Source organism: Paenibacillus suaedae (assembly GCF_032337355.1).
Lineage (GTDB): Bacteria > Bacillota > Bacilli > Paenibacillales > Paenibacillaceae > Paenibacillus_B > Paenibacillus_B suaedae.
Genome location: NZ_JAVYAA010000001.1, coordinates 922586 through 944048, shown reverse-complemented (window position 1 = coordinate 944048; position 21463 = coordinate 922586). Strand labels below are relative to the sequence as shown.

Sequence of the window (21463 nt, the reverse complement as noted above, 5' to 3'; positions counted from 1 at the left end):
ATAATAATGAATAAGTGCTGAGCTTACTTGCTTCGTTGTGTGTTGCCTACGCGCTCATTAATCAGCTGCGTGATAGCCCACGATCATAACGTGGAGTTTCTTGGATAGATCGATCTCATGAGGGGTCTTCAATGGATTGCCATCAGCGTCGTACAGTACTCTTACAACTGGTCGTTGTGGACACTCAGCATGAATGCGGGCAACAACGCATGTCTCGCCTGTATTCAAATGAATGGACATTCCTATCGGATAGACAGCCATACGGTCTCTGAACAATTCCAGCATACCTTGCTCGTATTGTGTCCCTGATCCGGTATACAAAATTTCAAGTGCTTCATGTGGAAGCATTGCCTTACGGTATACACGATGGGTTGTCATCGCATCATATGAATCCGTAATCCCAATCCACTTCGCATATTCATGAATATCCGGCGACTTAATGCCGCGCGGATAGCCAGAACCGTTCAACCGCTCATGGTGCTGATAAGCACAGTGCGCTGCCAGAAGCGGAATGTTCGGCTCATCCTTCAACATGCGGTATCCTATCTCCGCATGCTGCTTCATATGTGCAAATTCAGCATCAGACAACGAACCTGGCTTGTTCAATACTTCGAGATTAATCTGCGTCTTGCCAATGTCATGAAGGAGCGCCCCCATGCTCAATGTCCGCAGTTCATTGCGGGGATATCCGTGATGAAGTCCTAGCAGGGTCGTATATACACACACATTAAGGGAATGTCGAAACAAATAATGATCAGTTGTCTGCATATCATTCAGCATTACCATCGCCTTATGGTTGCCATACAAATCGCCAATGATGGCATCCAATACATCGAAAAACTCGCGATTCAATGTAGAATTCGAGGCAGCACGCTTCCGTGTCATGGCTTCATCAATCAATTGCTTGAATTGCTTGCGAATCGTCATATTAGCCAGCCTTCGTGTCTCATCGCTCAACACATCCGGCGCATGAATACCTTCTGTCCGATCATCTTCTACATATACGTATGATACGCCCATCGCTTCCAAGCGCTGAATATACGCGGTATTAAGCTCTACTTGCTCCTTGAGCAGCACTAGACCTTCTTCATTATATATTTGTTTTGCTAATCGCATGCCAGCTCGGCACGCTTGTATAGGTACCCATCGCAAGCAGAGTCAACCCCTGAAGTTATGATATTTACATTCACTTAAAATGCATCGAATTAATCATATCAAATTCTCGCTAGACTAGCGAGTCACTACCGTACATTCCTTTGTTTACGTAGAAAATATGGCAGATTTCACTCCCGCCCTTCTCCACCTTCCAAGTAAATTGGATGAATAAAAGCACACAACTGTTGCATACTTCTGAAATTTACTGACATTCTAAATGCCTCGAAATGATCCTATCAGAAATACTCAGAACTTCACACAGAGATATTCATGAATGTTCAATATCTAATATCTGCTACATCATGAAGTACCAGAATAATGCTGCGAGAACAAAGCGATATATCGCAAAGTGACGAAGCTTAATCCGCTGAATATGCTTGAGGAAGGCAACAACAATCACATAGGCTACAACAAAGGATACTAAGAAACCAAGTACAAAAAAAGCGAAAATATCGAGTGTAAACATCTTATAATTTTGGAGCAGTTCATAGCCGCTTGCCGCACACATAATGGGAATCGCAATAAGAAAGGAAAAATCAGCAGATGCCCGGTAGCTGACACCGCTCAACATACCACCTGACATGGTAGAGCCTGATCGGGAAAACCCTGGCCACAGCACAGACAATATTTGAAAGAGTCCTATTGAAAAGGCCTGCTTATAACTAATTTCATCGATCGTGTTCGCCGAGGGTTGTCTGCGAGACCCATACCATTCTGCGAACCACATAAATGCACCGCCGACTACAAGCGCCCATAACACCGCTTCCGTGCTGTCAAATAATTGCTTAATATGGTCTTTCGCTATATAGGCCACCGCTAATGCAGGCGCTATTCCAATAATGACATGAAGCAGATTCAGACGAGGACAGATGACATGACCTTGCTGTACGGTTCGCTTGCGCAATCCCAGCATCTCCAATATGCGATCCCAATACACAACCGTCATGGCTAAGGTCGCCCCCAATTGAATGACAATTTCGAATGTCTTGAGCCAGTTGGCCTGCTCCTCAATCCCCATCAGCTTCGTCGTCAATATCATATGACCTGTTGATGAGACAGGTATGAATTCTGTCAGTCCCTCCACGATGCCCAGTACAATTGCAACAATGACATAGAACATGGCTAAACCCCTCATTTCCCCCATACGTAGAAATACTCAGCATGATGATTTGAATGATTGCGAGCATTTCACGTTCGGACAAAGTATCTTGTTCTTTGTATACGAGCAGAGGGAACATTTCAGCACCAATTCTTCACATTTTCCTGGAAAATGTTACTGTTATCTTGTGACTGGCTTTGATATGATAAATGATACATGTAGTACAAAATGACTAGAAGGGTGAGACATTTGGTGCGGATTCATGTCACGCAAATTCACGAAGGGGACATTCTCACGAAGGATATTTTCAATGATAGAGGGCTGTTGGTTCTGTCTGCTGGAACCGTTATGAAGCATAGGGACATCGCCCTACTTATTCGTCATCACATGGATATGGTAGACATCGAAGCAAGACCACTCACCGATGAAGAGGCTGTATCCCCACCCCAGATCAATGTGCCGCCAAGTTCAAATCATATCGTTCATGAGGAAATGCAGAAAGGCTACATGGAGGCAACTCGAAATGTGGAGAGCATCTTTCAGGATGTTATCCAGCACGGATTTCTGCAGGATGAGCTTGTACAATCGTCCATCACACCGCTTATTCAACAGATGGAGAAGCAGCGTGATGTTGTATCCCTCTTGCTTCTGCTGGACTCGAAAGATAATTATACGTACCAGCATTCCGTACAGGTCGGCATGCTGTCTTACTATTTGGCCAAGTGGATGCATTACGGAGAAGAGGATGCGGAGCGCATATGCAAGGCAGGATTTCTGCATGACATCGGCAAGAGTCGCATTCACAAGTCGATCCTACTCAAGCCTGGACAGCTGACGAGCTCGGAGTTCGAAGAGATGAAGTCGCATACTGTGATCGGCTATGAAATCATCCGTTCCTCCTATAGCGACAATTGGCTCGCGATGGCAGCCCTCCAGCATCATGAACGCTTAGATGGAAGCGGTTACCCTTATGGTGCTGCTGAGCAGGAGATCCATCCGACAGCACGTATCATCGCAGTTGCTGATGTGTATAGCTCCATGACGTCTACACGAATTTATCGGGACAAGCAGGATTTATTTACGGTTCTGAAAGAGCTTGATTCGATGAGCTACAGCGGACTTGATCCCCACATTGTTCATACCTTCATTCGCCATATGCTGCCTAACTTCATCCATAAGCAGGCACGCCTAAGCGACGGGCGAACCGGAACAATCATCATGAATCATCAGACTGAATTTTTCCGGCCGCTCGTGCAAATTGATAATCGTTTCGTTGATTTGACACAATGCCGCGATCTTCATATTGAAGAAGTGTACATGTAACTTACTGACATGACATGATGATGCGTACACTTATGGTGCCTTTCGCTGTGGGACAGACTGACAGGAGCGCTCGCTTCAGCACATATTGAAACGAATCGCCGAGAGGACACGTTCTCGATTGAGGAGTTCGCTGTTCTGTCCGATGCGATCAGTCAAGCCATTGCACGCCCTTCTAGCCTGATAGGCACATGAACTTAGGAAGTCTTCGCCTTGACACGGTGCGCCATTAATTCAGAAACGGTGACAAATGAATAGCCCCGCCGCTTCAATTCGGGCAGTATTTTCTTCAGTGCCTGAATGGTCTGTGTGCTTCCTTCTACTAAGTCGTGCATCAGTACGATGTCACCGTTTCTTGCATGTCCAAGCACCTTATTGACAATTCGATCTACTCCTGGAGAACGCCAATCCTTCGTATCCTGATGCCACGACCATAAAATAACGCGGTACCCCTTCTCCCGTGCAATTTCTACAAGCCGCTCATTATAATACCCGCCAGGTGGCCGGAACAATTGAGGCGGCGTACCTGTTACCTCTTCAATCACTCGATGCGCCTTCATAATTTCCTCTTCAATTTCGGCCTTCGTTACACCCTTGCGAAAATATTTATGATGATACGTATGGTTCGCAATTTCATGTCCTTCACGAACTGTGCGCTTCACTAATTCTTGGTGCGACTTTACCCTCCATCCTACGACGAAGAAGGTAGCCTTGGCATTATACTGCTTTAACAGGTCTAAGATAACCGGAGTGCGGGTTGGATCAGGACCATCATCAAAGGTGAGTGCAATCCGCTTGCCGGCAGACGGCACTTCCCAGACGATATCTCCTCGCCCTTCATAATAGGCACGATCTCTGCGAGCTGGCGCACTCTCATGATGGGCGTCGATTTGTGATGCTACGGACATGGAATGTGCATTGGCTGGTGCAAGTAGACATACTACCATACCGCCTAATAACATCATGATACGGAATCTGTGCTTGCGACGAATGTGCCGCAACTTTCGCTCCTGTTGGATAGGGTCCACCATTTCCAATCCTCCTGTTGCGTAGTGAAATACATAGATGCGAACCCGCTGCAAGCAAGTTGAACATCAGCATAGGGATTAGTATGCCATATTTGGGGTGTACCATGCGGATGCAGCAAAAACGGGAACAGACAATGAGGAATGAAACGCAATAAGGCCTATCAGCACACAAAAAAATACGTGCTCTTGCCTGCTGTACCATGTACAGCAAACAAATGAGCACGTATCTGACTACAATCTTATGAAGGTTAGGCCGATTGGCAGACTGCAGAAGCAGTCATTAACCGATAGAGCCTTCCATTTCGAACTTGATCAATCTATTCATCTCAACGGCATATTCCATCGGGAGCTCCTTCGTGAACGGCTCGATGAAGCCCATAACGATCATTTGAGTCGCTTCATCTTCAGACAAGCCGCGGCTCATCAGATAGAAGAGCTGATCCTCGGATACCTTGGATACAGTCGCTTCATGCTCCAGTTGGATATTGTCATTGCGAATCTCGTTGTATGGAATCGTATCGGACGTAGACTCGTTATCCAAGATCAATGTATCACATTTTACGTTTGATTTTGCACCATCAGAATCACGACCGAACGAAGTCAAGCCGCGATACGAAACCTTACCGCCATGCTTCGAGATGGATTTCGAGATGATTGTCGACGTTGTATCTGGAGCCAAGTGAATCATCTTCGCACCCGCATCCTGATGCTGGCCTTTACCTGCTACCGCAATGGACAACACAGAGCCTTTTGCTCCGCGGCCTTTCAAGATGACAGCTGGGTATTTCATAGTCAGCTTGGAGCCGATGTTCCCGTCAACCCACTCCATGTTCGCATTTTCTTCTGCAACGGCACGCTTTGTAACCAGGTTGTAGATGTTTGGCGCCCAGTTTTGGATTGTTGTATAACGAACACGCGCATTTTTCTTCACGATAATCTCAACAACCGCACTGTGAAGGGAATTCGTGCTGTAGATAGGCGCTGTACAGCCTTCAACGTAATGCACGAAGCTGTCTTCATCAGCGATAATCAGCGTACGCTCAAACTGACCCATGTTCTCGGAGTTGATACGGAAGTAAGCTTGCAACGGAATTTCACACTTCACGCCTTTAGGCACGTAGATGAAGCTTCCGCCCGACCATACTGCACTGTTCAAGGCAGCGAACTTGTTGTCCGCTGGAGGAACAACAGATGCGAAGTGCTCACGGAAAATCTCCGGATGCTCACGAAGCGCTGTGTCCGTATCCATAAAGATTACGCCCTGCTCTTCGAGATCCTTCTGCATGCTGTGATAGACAACCTCAGATTCATACTGAGCAGATACACCGGCAAGGAACTTCTGTTCCGCTTCCGGAATACCGAGCTTATCGAATGTTTCTTTAATTTCAGTCGGAACTTCTTCCCATGTCTTTCCTTGCTTCTCAGAAGGACGCACATAGTATTGAATGTCGTTGAAGTCCAGCTCATCCAAATCGCCGCCCCAACGAGGCATTGTCATTTTGTTAAATTGCTCAAGCGACTTCAAGCGGAATTCCAGCATCCAGTCAGGCTCACCCTTAATACGGGAGATCTCGGTAACGATCTCCGGCGTCAGCCCTTTACCGGATTGGAAGACTGCTTGGTGATTATCGCGAAAGCCATACTTGTATTCTTCCATTTCAGGCATTTTCTTCGCCATTGTTGTTGTACCTCCTTCGTGCGAACCTCGCACTTGATCGCCTATTCAGGCTTCTCGATCCCTTTGCGCAGCGCGTTCCAAGCCAATGTCGCACACTTGATGCGAGCCGGGAATTTGTTCACGCCGGACAGAGCCTCGATATCTTCATATTCATCAAACGCAGCGTCCTCGCCTTTAACCAGGGCAGAGAATCGCTCAGCCAATTCATGTGCCTGCTCCAACGTCTTACCTTTAACCGCTTCTGTCATCATTGACGCACTAGACATGCTAATCGAGCAGCCTTCGCCTGTGAATCGGGCATCCTCAACAATGCCATCATTCAGCTTAAGCTGCAGTGATATGCGATCTCCACAAGTCGGGTTATTCAGGTCAACCGTAACCGTGTCATCCTCGAACGTGCCGCGGTTTCGCGGCTTCTTGTAGTGATCCATGATGACTCGACGATACAGATCATCCAATTGCATCGCTGAAATACTCCTTCGTTTCCCGCAAGGCTTCCGCCAACCGGTCAATGTCTGCTTCCGTGTTGTACAAGTAGAAACTTGCGCGCGCCGAAGCACTTACCTTAAGCCATCGCATAAGCGGTTGGCAGCAGTGATGTCCGGCACGTACCGCAATCCCCTTCGCATCCAGAACAGTAGCTAGATCATGAGGATGGACATCATCCAAATTGAATGTAACCAGCCCAATCCGTTCGCTGCGAGGGCCGTAGATCGAGAGTCCCTCAATCTCAGACAAGCGCTCGACCGCATACGCGCCCAGTTGCATTTCATGCTTATGAATATTGTCCAGCCCTACTTCGTTCAGAAAATCAATCGCGGCGCCAAGTCCAACAGCCCCCGCAATGATCGGTGTTCCTGCCTCAAATCGAGCAGGGACATCCTTCCATGTCGAATCATATAACTCGACAAAATCGATCATTTCACCACCGAATTCGATTGGTTCCATCTTCTCAAGCAGCGCCATCTTCCCATATAATGCCCCGATTCCAGTCGGTCCGCACATTTTATGCCCTGACAATGCGTAGAAGTCGCAATCCAGATCCTGAACATCGATCCTCATATGCGGCGTGCTCTGTGCGCCGTCAACTACGATTACAGCACCGTGACGATGTGCAATCTCCGCGATCTGCTTCACTGGATTCACGATTCCGAGTACATTGGATGCATAAGCAATCGATACAATCTTCGTCCGATCTGTAATCGTCTGCTCCACATCAGACAGCAAGAGTGTGCCATCTTCCTGCATCGGGATAAATTTCAATGCAGCCCCTGTCGCCTTCGCGACCTGCTGCCACGGAATGAAATTGCTGTGATGTTCCATTTGCGTTATTACGATTTCATCGCCTTCCCTGCATACGCTGCGTCCATAGGACGATGCAACGAGATTAAGCGCAGATGTCGTCCCGCGTGTAAACACAATCTCTTCCGTGCGTGCCGCATTAATGAACCGGGCAACTTTCTCCCGCGCACCTTCGTAAGCGTCTGTCGCCCGGGAACCGAGCGTATGGACGCCGCGATGTACGTTCGAGTTGTCCTTCTCATAATACGCTTGTATCGCATCAATTACGGACCTCGGCTTCTGTGAAGTTGCCGCACTGTCTAAATACACCAACGGATGACCATTAATTTCCTGATTTAGGATCGGAAATTGCTCACGAAGCTCGCGTCCAATCATTGTCCCAGCTTCCTTTCGATGTAACGCTTCAGCAATTGCTGCAGGTGCTCACTTGGCAGCTCAGCTACAACTGGCGCCAAGAAACCGCGGATAATCAAGTTCTCCGCCTCTTCACGAGCAATACCGCGCGACATCATGTAATGTACTTGCTCCTGGTTCACTTGACCAGCAGAAGCAGCATGACCCGCTGTTACATCGTCCTCATCGATAAGCAAGATTGGGTTGGCGTCACCACGAGCTTTCGGGCTCAGCATGAGCACGCGCTCGGTTTGCTCACCGTTCGCTTTTGTTGCTCCCTTCTCGATCTTCGTAATTCCGTTGATGATCGAGGAAGCAGATTCACGCATAACCGCGCGCGTAATCATTTGGCTGTCAGAGCTCTTGCCGAAGTGTACGGCTTTCGTCGTAATGTTCAGCTTTTGCTCGCCATTTCCTACGCATATTACTTTTGTATCGGAAGTAGAACCGTTCCCCTTCAGGATCGAGTTCGTCTCGGACGCAGCGTTACCGTTGTGCATTTCACCAACAATCCACTCAATGCGGCCGTCATTCTCAACAATTGCGCGACGAATCGCGATATCCGTAGCCTTCTCATCCAAATGATGGACAGATGCATAAGTTACCTTCGCACCGGATTTAACAAACACTTCTACTACACCATTATGGACATAAGCATCAGAAGAAGATCCAGATACGTAGTTGTCTACGTAGTTCACGCGACTGTTCACATCCGCCACGATCAACACATGCGGTGCAAATGTAGCCTTTGCATTGTCTGTATAGAATACAGCCTGAAGCGGAATATCCACTTCTACATTTTTAGGCACGTACAAGAATACGCCGCCATTCCATACTGCAGCATGTACAGCTGCCAATTGATGCTCATCAGCCTTCAGAGCTTGCATCAAATGAGGCTTCACCAAGTCTTCGTGCTCACGAACAGCCGTCTCCAAGTCTGTGAAGATAACACCCTTCGCTGCCAATTCAGCTTGCAGCTGACGATAAATAACACTGGAATTGTGCTGAACCAGCACGTTGTCAACCTGCTCGGAAGACTCATCCCCTGTTAGAATATTGCGAGCTTCTGCTGGAATAGTAGCAAATGTAGATGCCAATTGACCATCTACATGTTCACCATATGCACTTAGGTCCCAACGTTCAATTTTTGTTTTCTCAAATATCGGATAATCCAGTCCCGCTGCTTGATCCAACGCCTGCAAGCGCAATTCAGCAAGCCATGCCGGCTCACTCTTGCGGCTCGAAAGCGCTGCGACCGCTTCACGGCTCACTGGCAATGTCGTATTCGTGCTCATCGGTCTATCGCTCCTCCTGTCAATCGTTTGCTAGAATGAATTACTCGTCTTGTCCAACTGTTTCGTCTGTAATGCCGAGTTCTTCCTTCACCCAGTCGTAGCCTTCTGCCTCAAGGCGCTCAGCCAGTTCAGGTCCGCCGGATTTCACGATGCGGCCTTGCATCATAACGTGTACGAAATCAGGCTTCACATAGTTCAGCAAACGTTGATAGTGCGTAATAACCAAGAATCCGCGCTCTTCGCTGCGCATCGCATTTACACCATTTGCAACGATCTTCAAGGCGTCGATATCCAGACCGGAATCGATTTCGTCCAATACTACGATTTTCGGATCGAGCATCATCATTTGCAAGATTTCGTTGCGCTTCTTCTCCCCGCCGGAGAAGCCTTCGTTCAAGTAACGATGAGCGAACTCTTCGTTCATCTCAAGCTCTTTCATTTTGCCTTCCATTTGGCGAATGAACTTGATCAAGGAGATTTCGTTGCCTTCGCCGCGGCGTGCATTGATGGCACTGCGCAAGAAGTCAGAGTTCGTTACACCTGCGATCTCGCTTGGATATTGCATAGCAAGGAACAGACCTGCGCGAGCGCGCTCGTCAACTTCCATCTCAAGCAAATCTTCACCGTTCAATGTAGCAGAACCTTCTGTTACTTCATATTTTGGATGCCCCATCAAAGCAGAAGCGAGTGTACTTTTACCAGTTCCGTTAGGACCCATGATAGCATGTACCTCGCCGCCCTTCATTTCAAGGTTGATTCCTTTCAGAATCTCTTTACCTTCAATGGTCGCCTTCAAACCATTAATGACGAATTGAGTTGACATTGTGTTGTAACCTCCAGATTGATGGATTTGTAGAAAAGATGTATACTGAAAGAACAAGTAATCTTTATCCACGCTATAAGATTTATCACATTATAATCATTATAAAATGATTATCATTGATTCTCAATATAATTTTAAAACAATCATTTGTATAAATCAACCAGCGCCCTGTCCTCTCTCTTTATACCTCTTGCATAACAGCCCCCTATTTCTATAGAAAAGCGCCCTATTAGCTAGAGCATCATCGTTTTACCAATTTATATATAATTTCAGTAAAAAGCGCACCCTTTTCAGGATGCGCTTATATGATTTTCATTTACGTATCGAAATTTGTATCCGCCATTCCTTATGCAAGGAATGCATTCAACATCCATACATGCTTCTCTAGGTCAGATTGAATGCCGATGAACAAGTCATTTGTAGGCTCGTCCCCAGCAGCTTGCGCTGCTTCTTGTGCTTCGCCGCATTCTGCTATCAATTGATTGAAGTCTTTAACAAGCTGCTTCACCATTTCTTCTGCTGTTTCGCTGCCTGTCGCTTCTTGCAATGTTGTATGCTCCAAATACTGCTTCACAGTAGCATATGGTCTGCCCCCAATTGTGAGCAAGCGTTCCGCAACATCATCCATTTTCGCTGTGATTTCATTATAGAACTCTTCGAACTTCTCATGCAGCGTGAAGAACAGAGGACCTTTTACATACCAATGGTAGTTATGAAGTTTCACATACAATACGTTCAAGTTCGCTACTTGCTGATTCAACAGAGATTGAAGTTTTTCGTTATTTGCCATGATCAAAACGCCTCCTAATTGATATCAATTTCTTATTAATAATAATTCTAAATTAATATTAACTATTTTTCAAGTCTTTCTTGTACAAATGTTGATTGCCAATCTTTTCTACCCTATTTCTCATCGATTCCTTGCAACTTTATTCTGCTGGCCTACTATATATATGTACCCGTGTCCACGTGAAATGAATCATCGCAACACGGCGTCCCATAAGGACTAGAGGTCATAAGTGTAACGCAAGCTGCTTCAAATCAGCTATGACGCTTGATACATAAAACATCGGAATACTTCAATATTATGCGTCCCCTGCGCATTGATCATACAGCTTAATTTAGAAGTGCCTTAGAACATGAGGTTCAAAGCATCGCTGCCCTTCATGCCAACTGTAATACCGAGACGCTCAGCTTCGTGAGTGATGGATTCAAGCGGAGCTTCAAGCAACTGCTCCAGTGTCCGTACCCCGACTGCGCGTCCTGCGATGATCCCTCGATCATGCAGCTTCGTATTGAGCAGCCCTACATCAAGCGCACCGCACATAATATAGCCTTTATCGGTGGAGATCGATAGAAGTGTCGTTTTGGGCAGCAGCACTTCAACGCCTAGCACGGTTCTCTCACCAATTTTCATGGGTATTAACCGTATCACTTTGAATGCCTCCTTCTGACTTACAGGATGGTATCATCTTATGCAATCGCCGTCTTTTTGGCGCGTATGTGCCCGCAAAACGATATTTAGTTCTAAAGAACTATATTTGTCGGAATTTATACCGTATTATAATGTATTTATCTAGGCAAAATGTCCAGGTTGGAGGAATTACTGACAATGCTTTATCCTACTTCATCTCAACAATCCGTCTTCAAGTTCAATGTTGACATCCTTGTACAAGGCGAATCCAACGTGGCTGCGCTAGAAGCTTTGCTGCAATTGCTGCATCAACACCCCGACGTACTGGACGCACGCGTTCAATCCGGTAATGAGCTCGGTTCCTTGTTGGAGCTTGCCGAAGCCATGCAGCAGCGCAATATCAAGCAGTCACCGTTTGGCAAGCTGGCAGTTCGCGCAGCCCATTCAAGCTCCGCAGCTGCTGATCACCGTGTGGATAATTCCTCACCGAGAACAAATAACAAGCGGGGTGCGACCGCACAATCACCAGAATCAATGGCAACTATGAACAAGCCAGCACGCACCGCAGCTGCCGAATATACGGAGCCAAGCCAACAGCAATCCAATGATGCCCGGCTTCAAGATGTCGAGAATCAGCTCCGAAGCTACATCGAACAGAATCGTTTATTACGTTTGCGCATTAACAAAGGAAAAGGCATCACATTGAATCTCCCCTGCCGTATCCTCAATTATGACGCCTCAAATCAGCTGCTGAACGTATACCATGTTGATGAGAAGCAAGTGTACGCATTCAACCTGAATGAGATCGAAGATATGCAGCCCTAAACTCAATAACACATGAACAAACAACAACAGCCGCAATGAAGTCAGATCAGTCGACTCCTATTGCGGCTGTTGAATATCTGTTATTCACTTATGTACGAAGCATTGCATCGCTTCCTGATTGCAGCGAATATCTGCGGAACAGAGATTCGAACCCACTGCGTGGCAGCGGAGGGCTGAAGTAATAGCCCTGTATATTGTCACATTGATTATTTTGCAAGAAGACAAGCTGTTCCTTCGTCTCTACACCTTCTGCAATAACTTGCATATTCATATTGTGCCCGAGTGCAATAATCGCCGATACGATGGCAGCATCATTCGGATCTTGCTGCAAATCACGCACAAAGGAGCGATCAATCTTGAGGCGGTGTATCGGAAAGTTCTTCAAATAATGCAGTGAGCTGTAACCCGTTCCGAAATCATCAATACTAATCGCTACGCCCATATCTTTCAACTTGCGCAAGGTCTGTGACGCACGCGATACTTCCATCGTCATGCTCTCCGTAATTTCCAGGTCAAGGTATTGCGGTTCCAGCCCTGTTCGCTGCAGTACCTCCTGTACCGTCTCCGTCAAATTGTTCATTTCGAACTGCCTTACTGACAAATTAACGGATACCGGTATACGTTCAAGGCCTTTATCTTGCCACTGCTTATTCTGTCTGCAGGCTTCTTCCATAATCCATGTCCCGAGGGCTACAATGAAGCCATTCTCTTCAGCCAAGGAGATAAATTCTCCTGGCGGAATGAGACCTCGCTCCGGATGGTTCCAGCGCACAAGTGCCTCCATCCCGACAATTCGGTAGGTCGACATATCTACCTGCGGCTGGTAATAGAGCTCGAATTCCCCTCTTGTCAGCGCCTTGCGCATGTCATGCTCCAGTGTAATACGCTCAAGCGGACGATCATTCATCTCTGGAACGAAGAATAGATATCCGTTCTTCCCCAGTTCCTTCACCCGAGACAAAGCGTAGTCTGCCTGCTGAACGGCCAGACCTGCATCATGAATGCGCATATCTTCATGAATAAGCTTCACGCCTATGCTCATCGTCACATGAACGGGGATATCGTTCAATTCGAACGGCTCCTCAAACACCGACAACAGTTGGCGTACACGCTCCTTCACTTCCTCCTCTGATCCTGCGTTCGTCATGAAGCAGATGAATTCATCCCCCTCCATGCGAGCAATGACATCATTCTCAGTCATCGAGCGCAGCAGTCTGTCGGCAATCTGCATGAGGAGCATATCGCCAAAATCAGTACCAAATGTATCGTTAATGCGCTTAAACCGATCAAGATCCATGTACAGCACCGCAATAGAAAACGAGGCATGAGCAGCCATCTCTAGCGATTCTTCCAGCCGTTGCATGAACATTCGACGATTCGGCAAGCCGGTCATATCATCATAATAGGCCATGTAGCGAATCCGTTCTTCCATATATCGATTTGGACTCGCGTCTCGAAGACTTACTGAGAAAATGGCTTCCTCTTCTGGGCAATGAGTCAGTCCCGGAAGCTGCGTCATTCGAATGAGCCAGTCTTGCGGGAAGCCATCCTTCGAGCATCCGACCAATTCCAGCTCGATCTCGCCCCCGCTTGTTACTTGATCCATGGCCTGAATCAGCTTCGAGCAAGCTTGTTCCTCCATCCATTGTCCGATAGTGATGAGCGACCCATCGAAACCGGTTACCTCTTGGAACGCTGGGTTCATGCCGACAACCTTGCCATCGTGACGGACAAACAGCATCGGAACAGGCAGGTGATCGTAATAAGACTTCCATATTGGCTGAACAGAGACAGCTTGCGGCTCAATCGTGCTAATCAGATTATGTGCTACTCCAAACCGTTGATAGTGTGAGGATCTAATCTTAGCAGCTGCAGCATATCCAAGCATCGCTGTAAGCAGAATCAGCACCCACAATCGCGCCAATCCCTCCAACTGCAGCACAGCCCACCCCGTACATACGATTGCCGTAATTAAAGAGACAGCCATTACATATAAAGCATATCGAATTGAGCGATCCCGCTTCTGCAATTGCCGTTCATTCTGTACCTTACGGTCACTCACTAAGTATCTTCCTTCCAGCGTTGGAGTCAGTACGAACACTCATCGACGAGCAGCAAGAGCAAGCATCAACCAACCAGCGATGAATGCCACTCCTCCAATCGGTGTAATCGCTCCTAACATTTTAATTCCTGTGAAGCACAGCAGATACAAGCTGCCCGAGAACACAATAATACCGATCCATATCAGCCGAGCTGACAATGCGACCTTCTTCTGATCCGCCAATTTATCCGCCAATATCGCAATAAGAAGCAATCCAAGCGCGTGCGCCATATGGTATTGAACAGCTGTTTCAAAAGTAGCCATCCGCTCAGGTGTCAACAACCCCTTCATGACATGCGCTCCGAATGCACCGAGAGCGACGGATAACAGCATATTTGTACTTCCTATAATCGTATAGCGTCGCAACATGATGTTCGCTCCTTCAAGCCACATTTCGGCAATTTTTAACTATATTCGATACGATTATATATTATCTGAATTATTGCTGTTTTTCCACTTACAAATATGATCCTATAGAGCATTCTGAGATGGGGGATTTTATTTACCACCTTCAGGGGCGCGAAGGTTATCCCATACATGACGGAATGCGACAATCGGATGCTTAACCAGCATTTTAGGGCCTACTTCCCGCATGACGAGTTTGATGGCATCACGCTTGTCTTGCTTATAGCAATGAACAGCACACCGTTCACATGTCGTCTTGCGCTCTCCGAAGCGGCAATAGGTAAGACGCTTCCAAGCATAGGCAAGCAAATCAGCGCAGCTAGGGCATAATCCGTATTGCTCTGAACGGTTCTCGGAATGTGGATTCAGCTCCAGTGTATGATGATGACAATATATGCGGAGCATGAGCAGAACAGTCCGTTTTTCTCGTTTGATTCTTGGCCCTTCCTGCTTGTGGTTCTCTTTACGGCGCGAGGGTGATGGCAGCATTTCACCTTGCCCTTGTTTTGTTTCCATCTCAATCAACCTCATCATTAATGATGTAATCATATCGAGAAGCAGGAATGCCGGATATGACTTTGATAACAGAACATCCAGCACAGTACCCACATCCACAAGATAACGATCCATGTAAATGAATCGCTCCCATTGGGACAAAAATAAGTGCACACCACCCCTCAAAGTCATACATTGTATATATCGGTTATTTTCAAATTTTTGTTAGAAAAAGTCTATTTTAGATTGTCAACAAAAAAATAACCGCAGCATCCTGCTCGCTACTTAGCAGGTCACTGCGGTTGATGATGTCCTTTCCTTCATGCAGAAATTACTTGTAAGGAATATCCTGCATTAGCGATCTAACCAATAGTATTATTCCTCACTGCTGTCTGATCGCTCCTGCATTCCGACATTACCTTCAGAGCGACCTGAATCACCTGAGCTTTCCACATAATGCTGGAGCATAGACAGCTTGTTATCCCAATAACGATCATAATAGGCTAGCCAACGCTTCAATTCCAGCAGTGGATCCGGATCCAGCCGGTATCTAACCTCTCTGCCAATTTTCCGATCCTTAACGAGTCCCGCTTCGGCCAGAATACGCAAATGCTTGGATACGGCAGTCCGGCTCATCGGGAAATGTCCGCTAATCACCGTGACCGGAAGTTCCTGATCTGCGAGCAGCTGCAGCAGCTTGCGGCGTGTAGGATCAGCAATCGCTTGGAACACATCATGCTTCGGTGCGGATGACCCCATCTTACGCCTCGATGATAGAACGAAGCTTCTGAACCAATCCGTCCCAGCCATTGTTCATGCGCTCGCGTACAACGGTATGCGTCTCGCCGAACTCCGTAATCCCCTCCGGATCCCATCCAGAATGAATGAGCGTAAATTCCGTCTTCCCATCAACTTCAGCCAAGGCAAATGTCAATGTCCAATCCTTCCCCCAGCGGAATGACAAGCGGTTCGGAGGATCGAGTTCTGTAACCTTGCATGGCGAGTTTCCAAAGGGGCCCGCATTCAGGTGAAATTCGTAGCCAAGCTCAGGCTGGAAATCATTCGGCATGAACCAGGCTGCAATGCCTTCCGATGTAGCTACCGCATCCCATACCTTCTGGATCGGCGCTTGCAACGTAATTGTTTTTTGAATATCGAGAGATGATTGAGAAGCATGATTTGTCATAGATGTTATTCCTCCAACTATTCGATATCTGTCAGCATGTGCTAACGAGATCGACATTATTACGAAACCATTTGGTTTCATATTAGTGTTCATTATATGACACCTATTGGTTTCATGTCAAACATGCCTTCCTTTCCTGCTCCCCCTTTTCTTGAAAAACACGGATTGTATCACAGTCAGGATCTACTCAACGAGTAAAAAAATACGATCCAGAACTATCGTCCTCTTACCGGACGAAAGTCTAGATCGTTCTGATGCTTCTATGCAACTGTGATAATGATCGGATCTTGCTTCGTAATAATAATCGTATGCTCGAATTGCGCAGCTACACTGCCATCAGGCGTGCTTAATGTCCAGCCGTCTGCCTGCTTCACCGCATAGTCCGCGCCTGTGGACAGGAATGGCTCGATCGTAATAACCATGCCTTCCTTCAGGATTCTTGTATCGAGTCGATTGTAAATCGGCAGAATACTTGGCTCTTCATGCACAGCTCTCCCCACACCATGAGAGCACAAGTTTTGAATTACGGTATATCCGCCTTGATCAGCAGCTTCCTCGAACATTTTCCCAATCGTGTTCAGCTTTACTCCATGCTTCAATGAAGAGATGACCTTCATCATCGTATCATGCGTGTATTGACACAGTTCCGTAATTTCCGTGCTGTGAGGAGCAAGTTGGAACGACTGGCCCGAATCCGCAACATAGCCGTTCTTTTCTGCGCATACATCTACATTAATTAAATCACCAGGCCGCAGCACTTTCTTGCCTGGAATCCCATGGGCAACCTCTGTATTCACACTGATGCAAGAATGCCCAGGAAATTTAAAAGCCTTCATCGGTGCGGATACAGCACCATGGCGCTTCAGCACTTCCCCACCTATCTCATCCAGTTGCTTTGTCGTCATGCCCGCACGTGCATTCTTCTTCATCTCTTGGATGGTCAATGCTACAATCCTTCCAATCTCCTTCAGTCCTTCTACGTCTTCCTTGGAGCCTGCTGTCATCGCATGCACCTCCCTTTCTACTTCCTCAAGTTACTCATGAAATAAGAATTAAGTACCTTGTATTGTATCACATCCTGCTTGCCAGACCTCAATCATAAGTGAATGAGCCGATCCTCAATCTGCTTCCTCAGTTCAATGAACGCGTGCATCTCTCGTTTCATTATCCTAGCAACCCGTGAATATATTGATCATAACAAGCAGCAAAGGTCATTAGAGGTTGTTCAAAAAGTCCGCTTTTGATCACGAAGCAAATCATGAAGTGGACTCGGCATCGAATCTTGAATTCAGCCGGACCTTCCGGTGCTCATGTACCCAAAACGTACGCTCCGCTCCTCAGGCCCTAGCTTCATCCAACTTTCTCGTTGCTGAAAACCGGCTTTTTTGAACACGAACTATTAGTTAATACGTCCAACAGGAGGTGTCAGCCATTGAACGAACGGACGTTCATTGTGTCCCGCGAGGACTGGTCGCTCCATCGCAAAGGCTATCAAGATCAAGCACGCCATCAGCAGAGGGTGCGTGAAGCGATAAAGCAGAATCTGCCCGATCTCGTTACTGAAGAGAATATTATTATGTCAGATGGCAAACAAATCATTAAAGTCCCTATTCGCAGTCTGGACGAATTCCGATTCGTCTATAACTTCAATAAGAAGAAGCACGTCGGTCAAGGGGACGGAGACAGTCAGGTTGGGGATGTGCTCGGCACGGACAGCAGCTCACAAGGGCAAGGCAAGGGCAAGCAGGCAGGAGATCAAGCCGGTGCCGACATCATTGAAGCGGAGATCAGTATCGAAGATCTCGAAAACCTGCTGTTCGATGAATTGGAGCTGCCCAACTTGCAGCAGAAGGATAAGGAGGAAGTCGAGGTTACCGACATTCGATTCAATGACATTCGCAAGAAGGGCATCATGTCCAACATTGACAAGAAGCGGACGATCCTCGAAAATTTGCGGCGCAACGCGCTCACTGGCAAGCCTGGCATTCATCACATTAGTCCTGACGATCTGCGGTACAAGACATGGGAGGAAATTATTAAGCCTCAATCAAGCGCCGTTATTATTGCGATGATGGACACCTCGGGATCGATGGGCAGCTTCGAGAAATATTGTGCGCGCAGCTTCTTCTTCTGGATGACACGCTTCTTGCGCAAGCAGTACGAGAAGGTCGAACTGGTATTCATCGCTCACCATACCGAGGCAAAGGAAGTAACCGAGGATGAATTCTTTACACGCGGAGAGAGCGGCGGCACGATCTGTTCATCCGCTTATGTGAAGGCGCTTGAGATTATCGATACACGCTATCCACCGTCCAGCTACAATATTTATCCGTTTCACTTCTCAGACGGTGACAACTTGACGAGCGATAACGATCGCTGTGTGAAGCTGATTGGCCAAATATTAAAGAAAGCCAACATGTTCGGATACGGTGAGGTTAACCAATACAACCGCAGCAGCACCCTAATGTCGGCTTACCGCAATATCCAGCTACCCAACTTTATGCACTACGTCATTAAGGAAAAGGGAGAGGTGTACCGGGCGCTGAAGCACTTTTTCAAAAAACAGCCGGGAGGTAGCCGTACATGAGTGCAAATAACATGCAGGAGCTGGAGTATGCCATCGACGAAATTACCGAAATCGCCGAAGGCTTCGGGCTCGATTTCTATCCGATGCGCTATGAAATCTGCCCGGCCGACATCATATATACCTTTGGAGCATACGGTATGCCCACACGTTTCAGCCACTGGAGCTTCGGCAAGACTTTTCACAAGATGAAAATGCAATACGACTTCGGGTTAAGCAAAATCTACGAGCTCGTCATTAATTCCAATCCGTGCTACGCCTTCCTGCTGGAAGGCAATTCACTTATCCAAAACAAGCTGATCGTAGCGCATGTGCTTGCCCACTGTGACTTCTTCAAAAATAACGCCCGGTTCTCAGCCACGAACCGCAATATGGTAGACAGCATGTCCGTCACGGCTGAACGTGTCAATCAATATGAAATGGAGTATGGCACTCAGGCGGTTGAGAGCTTCATCGACGCGGTACTCGGCATTCAGGAGCATATCGATCCAAATGTCATCAAGCCGCGCAATCTGGATAAGGAACGCTATATGGAGGCGAAGCTGCGCGAACTGCGCGAGGCACAACCAAGCGAGCCTGGACGGTACGATGACCTGTGGGAATTAGACAAACGAAGCCAAGCCTCCAAGTCATCCAAGTTCAGCCTGCATGACATGTCAAATCGCCCCTTCCCTCCGGAGCCGGAGAAGGATATCATCTGGTTCATACAGCAATTCTCGTCTGTGCTTGAGGATTGGCAGCGCGATATTATGTCCATGCTGCGCGACGAGATGCTCTACTTCTGGCCGCAGATCGAGACGAAGATTATGAACGAGGGCTGGGCTTCCTATTGGCATCAGCGGATTATACGAGAGCTGGATCTAACTAGCGAAGAAACAGTCGAGTATGCGAAGCTGAACAGTTCTGTCGTACAGCCGTCGCGCCATAGCTTGAACCCTTATTACCTTGGCATCAAACTGTTCGAGGATATTGAGAAGCGCTGGGATGAGCCAACGAAGGAAGAGCAAGAGCGGTATGGACGTCAACCTGGTCAGGGCCGGGCCAAAATATTTGAAGTGCGTGAACTGGAATCGGATCAGTCATTCCTTCGCAATTATTTGACGAAGAAGCTGACCGAGGAGCTGGATCTATACATCTTCGAGAAGAAGGGGCCGGAGTGGAAAATTACCGACAAGTCGTGGCAGAACATCCGCGATCAGCTCGTCTATTCGCGCGTCAACGGCGGCTTCCCCTACATTACAGTTGAGGATGGCGATTACCAGCGCTCTGGCGAGCTCTATCTCGTACACCAATATGAAGCCGTGGAGCTGGATTTGAAATACGTCGAACGTACCCTGCCTTATGTATATACCCTGTGGGGCAAGCCGGTTCACGTCGAGACGACCGTCGATGACAAGCAGGTCCTGTTCACCTACGATGGCAAGAAGGTTTCACGGAAGTTTATTTAGAAATTGAGGTTGAAAATAGCCTGCTAAGAACAAAGAAGCTGGCCCTCCTTCTTCAAAGAGGTCAGCTTCTTTGCTTGTATCATCTATATGCTGATGTGATGGAATCTGAAATTCACGGAAAAGAATCAACTACCTAGACTTTAGTCAATCAAATCCAGCATCGGCAGCTCATCCAGCGGCAGTGCCGTCTTCTTCTGTCTAGGCTGACCGTTCTCGCGAACTAACGTATAAAATTCATAATTGCAAATGACGGAATAATCATCCTCCATAACTCCTGGATAGGCCCGGTTCACGGAGTAAATCTGGCTGCGATACGCCTGCAGCGCCTTCCCCTTATGCTGGCGATAATCGCTAATATCAATCCGTGCTGAAATGGGGCACTTGTCCTTCGGACCCGAATCCTTGCAGTAATCGTAATAATGCGGGATTGACGTATAATAGAGCGATGGCTGCTTATCCACTGGATAATGCGCCTCCGCCAGTTCCGCTGCCATAAGCGTCGCTGCGGATATCGCGATATGGTCGGGATGTCCTGTGACTCCATCAGGCGGGAAGGTCACGATTGCGTCCGGCCGCAGCTCCACAATCGTCGAAGCGATACGCTCCGCCAACTTCCTCGGCTCTATCTCCTGCAGTCCGCCGTCAGGATAACGATACAGCGTAATATCGGCTACACCCAAAATCGAGCAGGCACTGCGCATCTCCTGTTCTCTAAACCGGGCAAGTTCTTCGCGGGAAGAAAAATGGAATTCGCCGGATTTCCCCTTACATCCCGATGTGGCGCATGCCAAATATACCTCATGACCTGTACTGCTAAGCTTGGCAATCGTCCCACCCGCTGCGAAGGTCTCATCGTCGGGATGGGCGAAAACGAATAGCCATCTTTTCTTCATGTTCCTTCAGCCCCTTGCT

Annotated in this window: 21 protein-coding genes; 4 read left to right on the top strand and 17 right to left on the bottom strand. The window is 47.5% G+C overall.

The genetic code is table 11. The features are described from left to right. Positions 1-57: 57 nt before the first annotated feature. On the bottom strand, positions 58-1152 hold the full coding sequence (locus tag RQP50_RS04160; protein WP_072731501.1) for an HD-GYP domain-containing protein: 1095 nt from the start codon (positions 1150-1152) through the stop codon (positions 58-60). Between the two features lie 298 nt (positions 1153-1450). Then, complete coding sequence (locus tag RQP50_RS04155) at positions 1451-2275, bottom strand: undecaprenyl-diphosphate phosphatase (RefSeq protein WP_315743466.1); 825 nt, start codon at positions 2273-2275, stop codon at positions 1451-1453. Positions 2276-2506: 231 nt separating this feature from the next. Here RQP50_RS04155 and RQP50_RS04150 point away from each other — a divergent pair, with 231 nt between their 5' ends. Beyond that, positions 2507-3577: an HD-GYP domain-containing protein gene (locus RQP50_RS04150; protein ID WP_315743465.1), complete on the top strand. Its 1071-nt coding sequence runs from the start codon at positions 2507-2509 to the stop codon at positions 3575-3577. Between the two features lie 194 nt (positions 3578-3771). Here RQP50_RS04150 and RQP50_RS04145 read toward each other — a convergent pair whose 3' ends face one another. From RQP50_RS04145 to RQP50_RS04110, 8 genes are all read right to left on the bottom strand, one after another. Further along, positions 3772-4482 carry a polysaccharide deacetylase family protein gene (locus RQP50_RS04145; protein WP_051249834.1) on the bottom strand — a complete coding sequence of 237 codons (711 nt, stop codon included), beginning with the start codon at positions 4480-4482 and terminating at the stop codon, positions 3772-3774. Positions 4483-4882: 400 nt separating this feature from the next. After that, a complete protein-coding gene (gene sufB / locus RQP50_RS04140) occupies positions 4883-6280 on the bottom strand; it encodes a Fe-S cluster assembly protein SufB (protein ID WP_021252192.1) in 1398 nt (465 codons plus the stop codon). A 41-nt stretch (positions 6281-6321) separates the two neighbouring features. Continuing rightward, a complete protein-coding gene (sufU, locus tag RQP50_RS04135; RefSeq protein ID WP_065292100.1) occupies positions 6322-6744 on the bottom strand; it encodes a Fe-S cluster assembly sulfur transfer protein SufU in 423 nt (140 codons plus the stop codon). Next, on the bottom strand, positions 6731-7957 hold the full coding sequence (locus RQP50_RS04130) for a cysteine desulfurase (protein WP_315743459.1): 1227 nt from the start codon (positions 7955-7957) through the stop codon (positions 6731-6733). Before RQP50_RS04130 ends, sufU begins: the two co-directional genes overlap by 14 nt. Further along, complete coding sequence (sufD, locus tag RQP50_RS04125) at positions 7954-9270, bottom strand: Fe-S cluster assembly protein SufD (RefSeq protein ID WP_315743457.1); 1317 nt, start codon at positions 9268-9270, stop codon at positions 7954-7956. The genes RQP50_RS04130 and sufD overlap by 4 nt, the downstream gene beginning before the upstream one ends. Positions 9271-9310: 40 nt before the next feature. Then, positions 9311-10093: a Fe-S cluster assembly ATPase SufC gene (sufC, locus tag RQP50_RS04120; RefSeq protein ID WP_021254151.1), complete on the bottom strand. Its 783-nt coding sequence runs from the start codon at positions 10091-10093 to the stop codon at positions 9311-9313. Between the two features lie 346 nt (positions 10094-10439). Then, entirely contained in the window at positions 10440-10883 is a 444-nt protein-coding gene (locus RQP50_RS04115) for a Dps family protein (RefSeq protein WP_021259033.1), read from the bottom strand. Positions 10884-11225: 342 nt separating this feature from the next. Beyond that, on the bottom strand, positions 11226-11528 hold the full coding sequence (locus tag RQP50_RS04110) for a YunC family protein (protein WP_072731509.1): 303 nt from the start codon (positions 11526-11528) through the stop codon (positions 11226-11228). A 177-nt stretch (positions 11529-11705) separates the two neighbouring features. On the opposite strand from RQP50_RS04110, the gene RQP50_RS04105 reads away from it, so the two are divergent. Continuing rightward, complete coding sequence (locus RQP50_RS04105) at positions 11706-12332, top strand: hypothetical protein (RefSeq protein ID WP_072731511.1); 627 nt, start codon at positions 11706-11708, stop codon at positions 12330-12332. Between the two features lie 88 nt (positions 12333-12420). Here the strand turns inward: RQP50_RS04105 and RQP50_RS04100 are convergent, their stop codons facing one another. The 6 genes from RQP50_RS04100 to map form a co-directional block, all read right to left on the bottom strand. Further along, complete coding sequence (locus tag RQP50_RS04100) at positions 12421-14394, bottom strand: sensor domain-containing protein (RefSeq protein ID WP_315743452.1); 1974 nt, start codon at positions 14392-14394, stop codon at positions 12421-12423. Between the two features lie 39 nt (positions 14395-14433). After that, positions 14434-14802 carry a DUF423 domain-containing protein gene (locus tag RQP50_RS04095; RefSeq protein ID WP_315743450.1) on the bottom strand — a complete coding sequence of 123 codons (369 nt, stop codon included), beginning with the start codon at positions 14800-14802 and terminating at the stop codon, positions 14434-14436. A 129-nt stretch (positions 14803-14931) separates the two neighbouring features. Next, positions 14932-15468 (bottom strand): nitrous oxide-stimulated promoter family protein, encoded by a 537-nt coding sequence (locus RQP50_RS04090; protein WP_227775099.1) that lies wholly within the window; start codon positions 15466-15468, stop codon positions 14932-14934. Positions 15469-15708: 240 nt separating this feature from the next. Beyond that, the gene (locus RQP50_RS04085) at positions 15709-16092 is read right to left on the bottom strand and encodes an ArsR/SmtB family transcription factor (protein ID WP_072731512.1); all 384 of its coding nucleotides are present in this window, start codon (positions 16090-16092) and stop codon (positions 15709-15711) included. A gap of 1 nt (position 16093) precedes the next feature. Continuing rightward, positions 16094-16519, bottom strand: coding sequence for an SRPBCC family protein (locus RQP50_RS04080; protein WP_021259039.1), 426 nt, complete (start codon positions 16517-16519; stop codon positions 16094-16096). A 260-nt stretch (positions 16520-16779) separates the two neighbouring features. After that, positions 16780-17523, bottom strand: a complete 744-nt coding sequence (gene map / locus RQP50_RS04075) for a type I methionyl aminopeptidase (RefSeq protein WP_072731514.1) — start codon at positions 17521-17523, stop codon at positions 16780-16782. 428 nt (positions 17524-17951) lie between these two features. Here map and yhbH point away from each other — a divergent pair, with 428 nt between their 5' ends. Together yhbH and RQP50_RS04065 are read left to right on the top strand one after the other, a co-directional pair. Next, a complete protein-coding gene (gene yhbH / locus RQP50_RS04070; protein WP_021254161.1) occupies positions 17952-19106 on the top strand; it encodes a sporulation protein YhbH in 1155 nt (384 codons plus the stop codon). Then, positions 19103-20551: a SpoVR family protein gene (locus RQP50_RS04065; RefSeq protein WP_315743439.1), complete on the top strand. Its 1449-nt coding sequence runs from the start codon at positions 19103-19105 to the stop codon at positions 20549-20551. Before yhbH ends, RQP50_RS04065 begins: the two co-directional genes overlap by 4 nt. Positions 20552-20691: 140 nt before the next feature. Here RQP50_RS04065 and RQP50_RS04060 read toward each other — a convergent pair whose 3' ends face one another. Then, entirely contained in the window at positions 20692-21444 is a 753-nt protein-coding gene (locus RQP50_RS04060) for a PIG-L deacetylase family protein (RefSeq protein WP_315743437.1), read from the bottom strand. Between the last annotated feature and the right edge of the window lie 19 nt (positions 21445-21463).

Excerpts from the sequence above, each read along its gene's own strand:
- RQP50_RS04105 (WP_072731511.1), top strand. The coding sequence starts at position 11,706 with ATGCTTTATCCTACTTCATCTCAACAATCCGTCTTCAAGTTCAATGTT.
- RQP50_RS04065 (WP_315743439.1), top strand. The coding sequence starts at position 19,103 with ATGAGTGCAAATAACATGCAGGAGCTGGAGTATGCCATCGACGAAATT.
- map (WP_072731514.1), bottom strand. The coding sequence starts at position 17,523 with ATGACAGCAGGCTCCAAGGAAGACGTAGAAGGACTGAAGGAGATTGGA.
- sufD (WP_315743457.1), bottom strand. The coding sequence starts at position 9,270 with ATGAGCACGAATACGACATTGCCAGTGAGCCGTGAAGCGGTCGCAGCG.
- RQP50_RS04090 (WP_227775099.1), bottom strand. The coding sequence starts at position 15,468 with ATGGATCGTTATCTTGTGGATGTGGGTACTGTGCTGGATGTTCTGTTA.
- RQP50_RS04145 (WP_051249834.1), bottom strand. The coding sequence starts at position 4,482 with ATGTCCGTAGCATCACAAATCGACGCCCATCATGAGAGTGCGCCAGCT.
- sufU (WP_065292100.1), bottom strand. The coding sequence starts at position 6,744 with ATGCAATTGGATGATCTGTATCGTCGAGTCATCATGGATCACTACAAG.
- RQP50_RS04080 (WP_021259039.1), bottom strand. The coding sequence starts at position 16,519 with ATGACAAATCATGCTTCTCAATCATCTCTCGATATTCAAAAAACAATT.
- RQP50_RS04060 (WP_315743437.1), bottom strand. The coding sequence starts at position 21,444 with ATGAAGAAAAGATGGCTATTCGTTTTCGCCCATCCCGACGATGAGACC.
- RQP50_RS04085 (WP_072731512.1), bottom strand. The coding sequence starts at position 16,092 with ATGGGGTCATCCGCACCGAAGCATGATGTGTTCCAAGCGATTGCTGAT.
- sufB (WP_021252192.1), bottom strand. The coding sequence starts at position 6,280 with ATGGCGAAGAAAATGCCTGAAATGGAAGAATACAAGTATGGCTTTCGC.
- RQP50_RS04115 (WP_021259033.1), bottom strand. The coding sequence starts at position 10,883 with ATGGCAAATAACGAAAAACTTCAATCTCTGTTGAATCAGCAAGTAGCG.
- RQP50_RS04155 (WP_315743466.1), bottom strand. The coding sequence starts at position 2,275 with ATGTTCTATGTCATTGTTGCAATTGTACTGGGCATCGTGGAGGGACTG.
- RQP50_RS04095 (WP_315743450.1), bottom strand. The coding sequence starts at position 14,802 with ATGTTGCGACGCTATACGATTATAGGAAGTACAAATATGCTGTTATCC.
- RQP50_RS04130 (WP_315743459.1), bottom strand. The coding sequence starts at position 7,957 with ATGATTGGACGCGAGCTTCGTGAGCAATTTCCGATCCTAAATCAGGAA.
- sufC (WP_021254151.1), bottom strand. The coding sequence starts at position 10,093 with ATGTCAACTCAATTCGTCATTAATGGTTTGAAGGCGACCATTGAAGGT.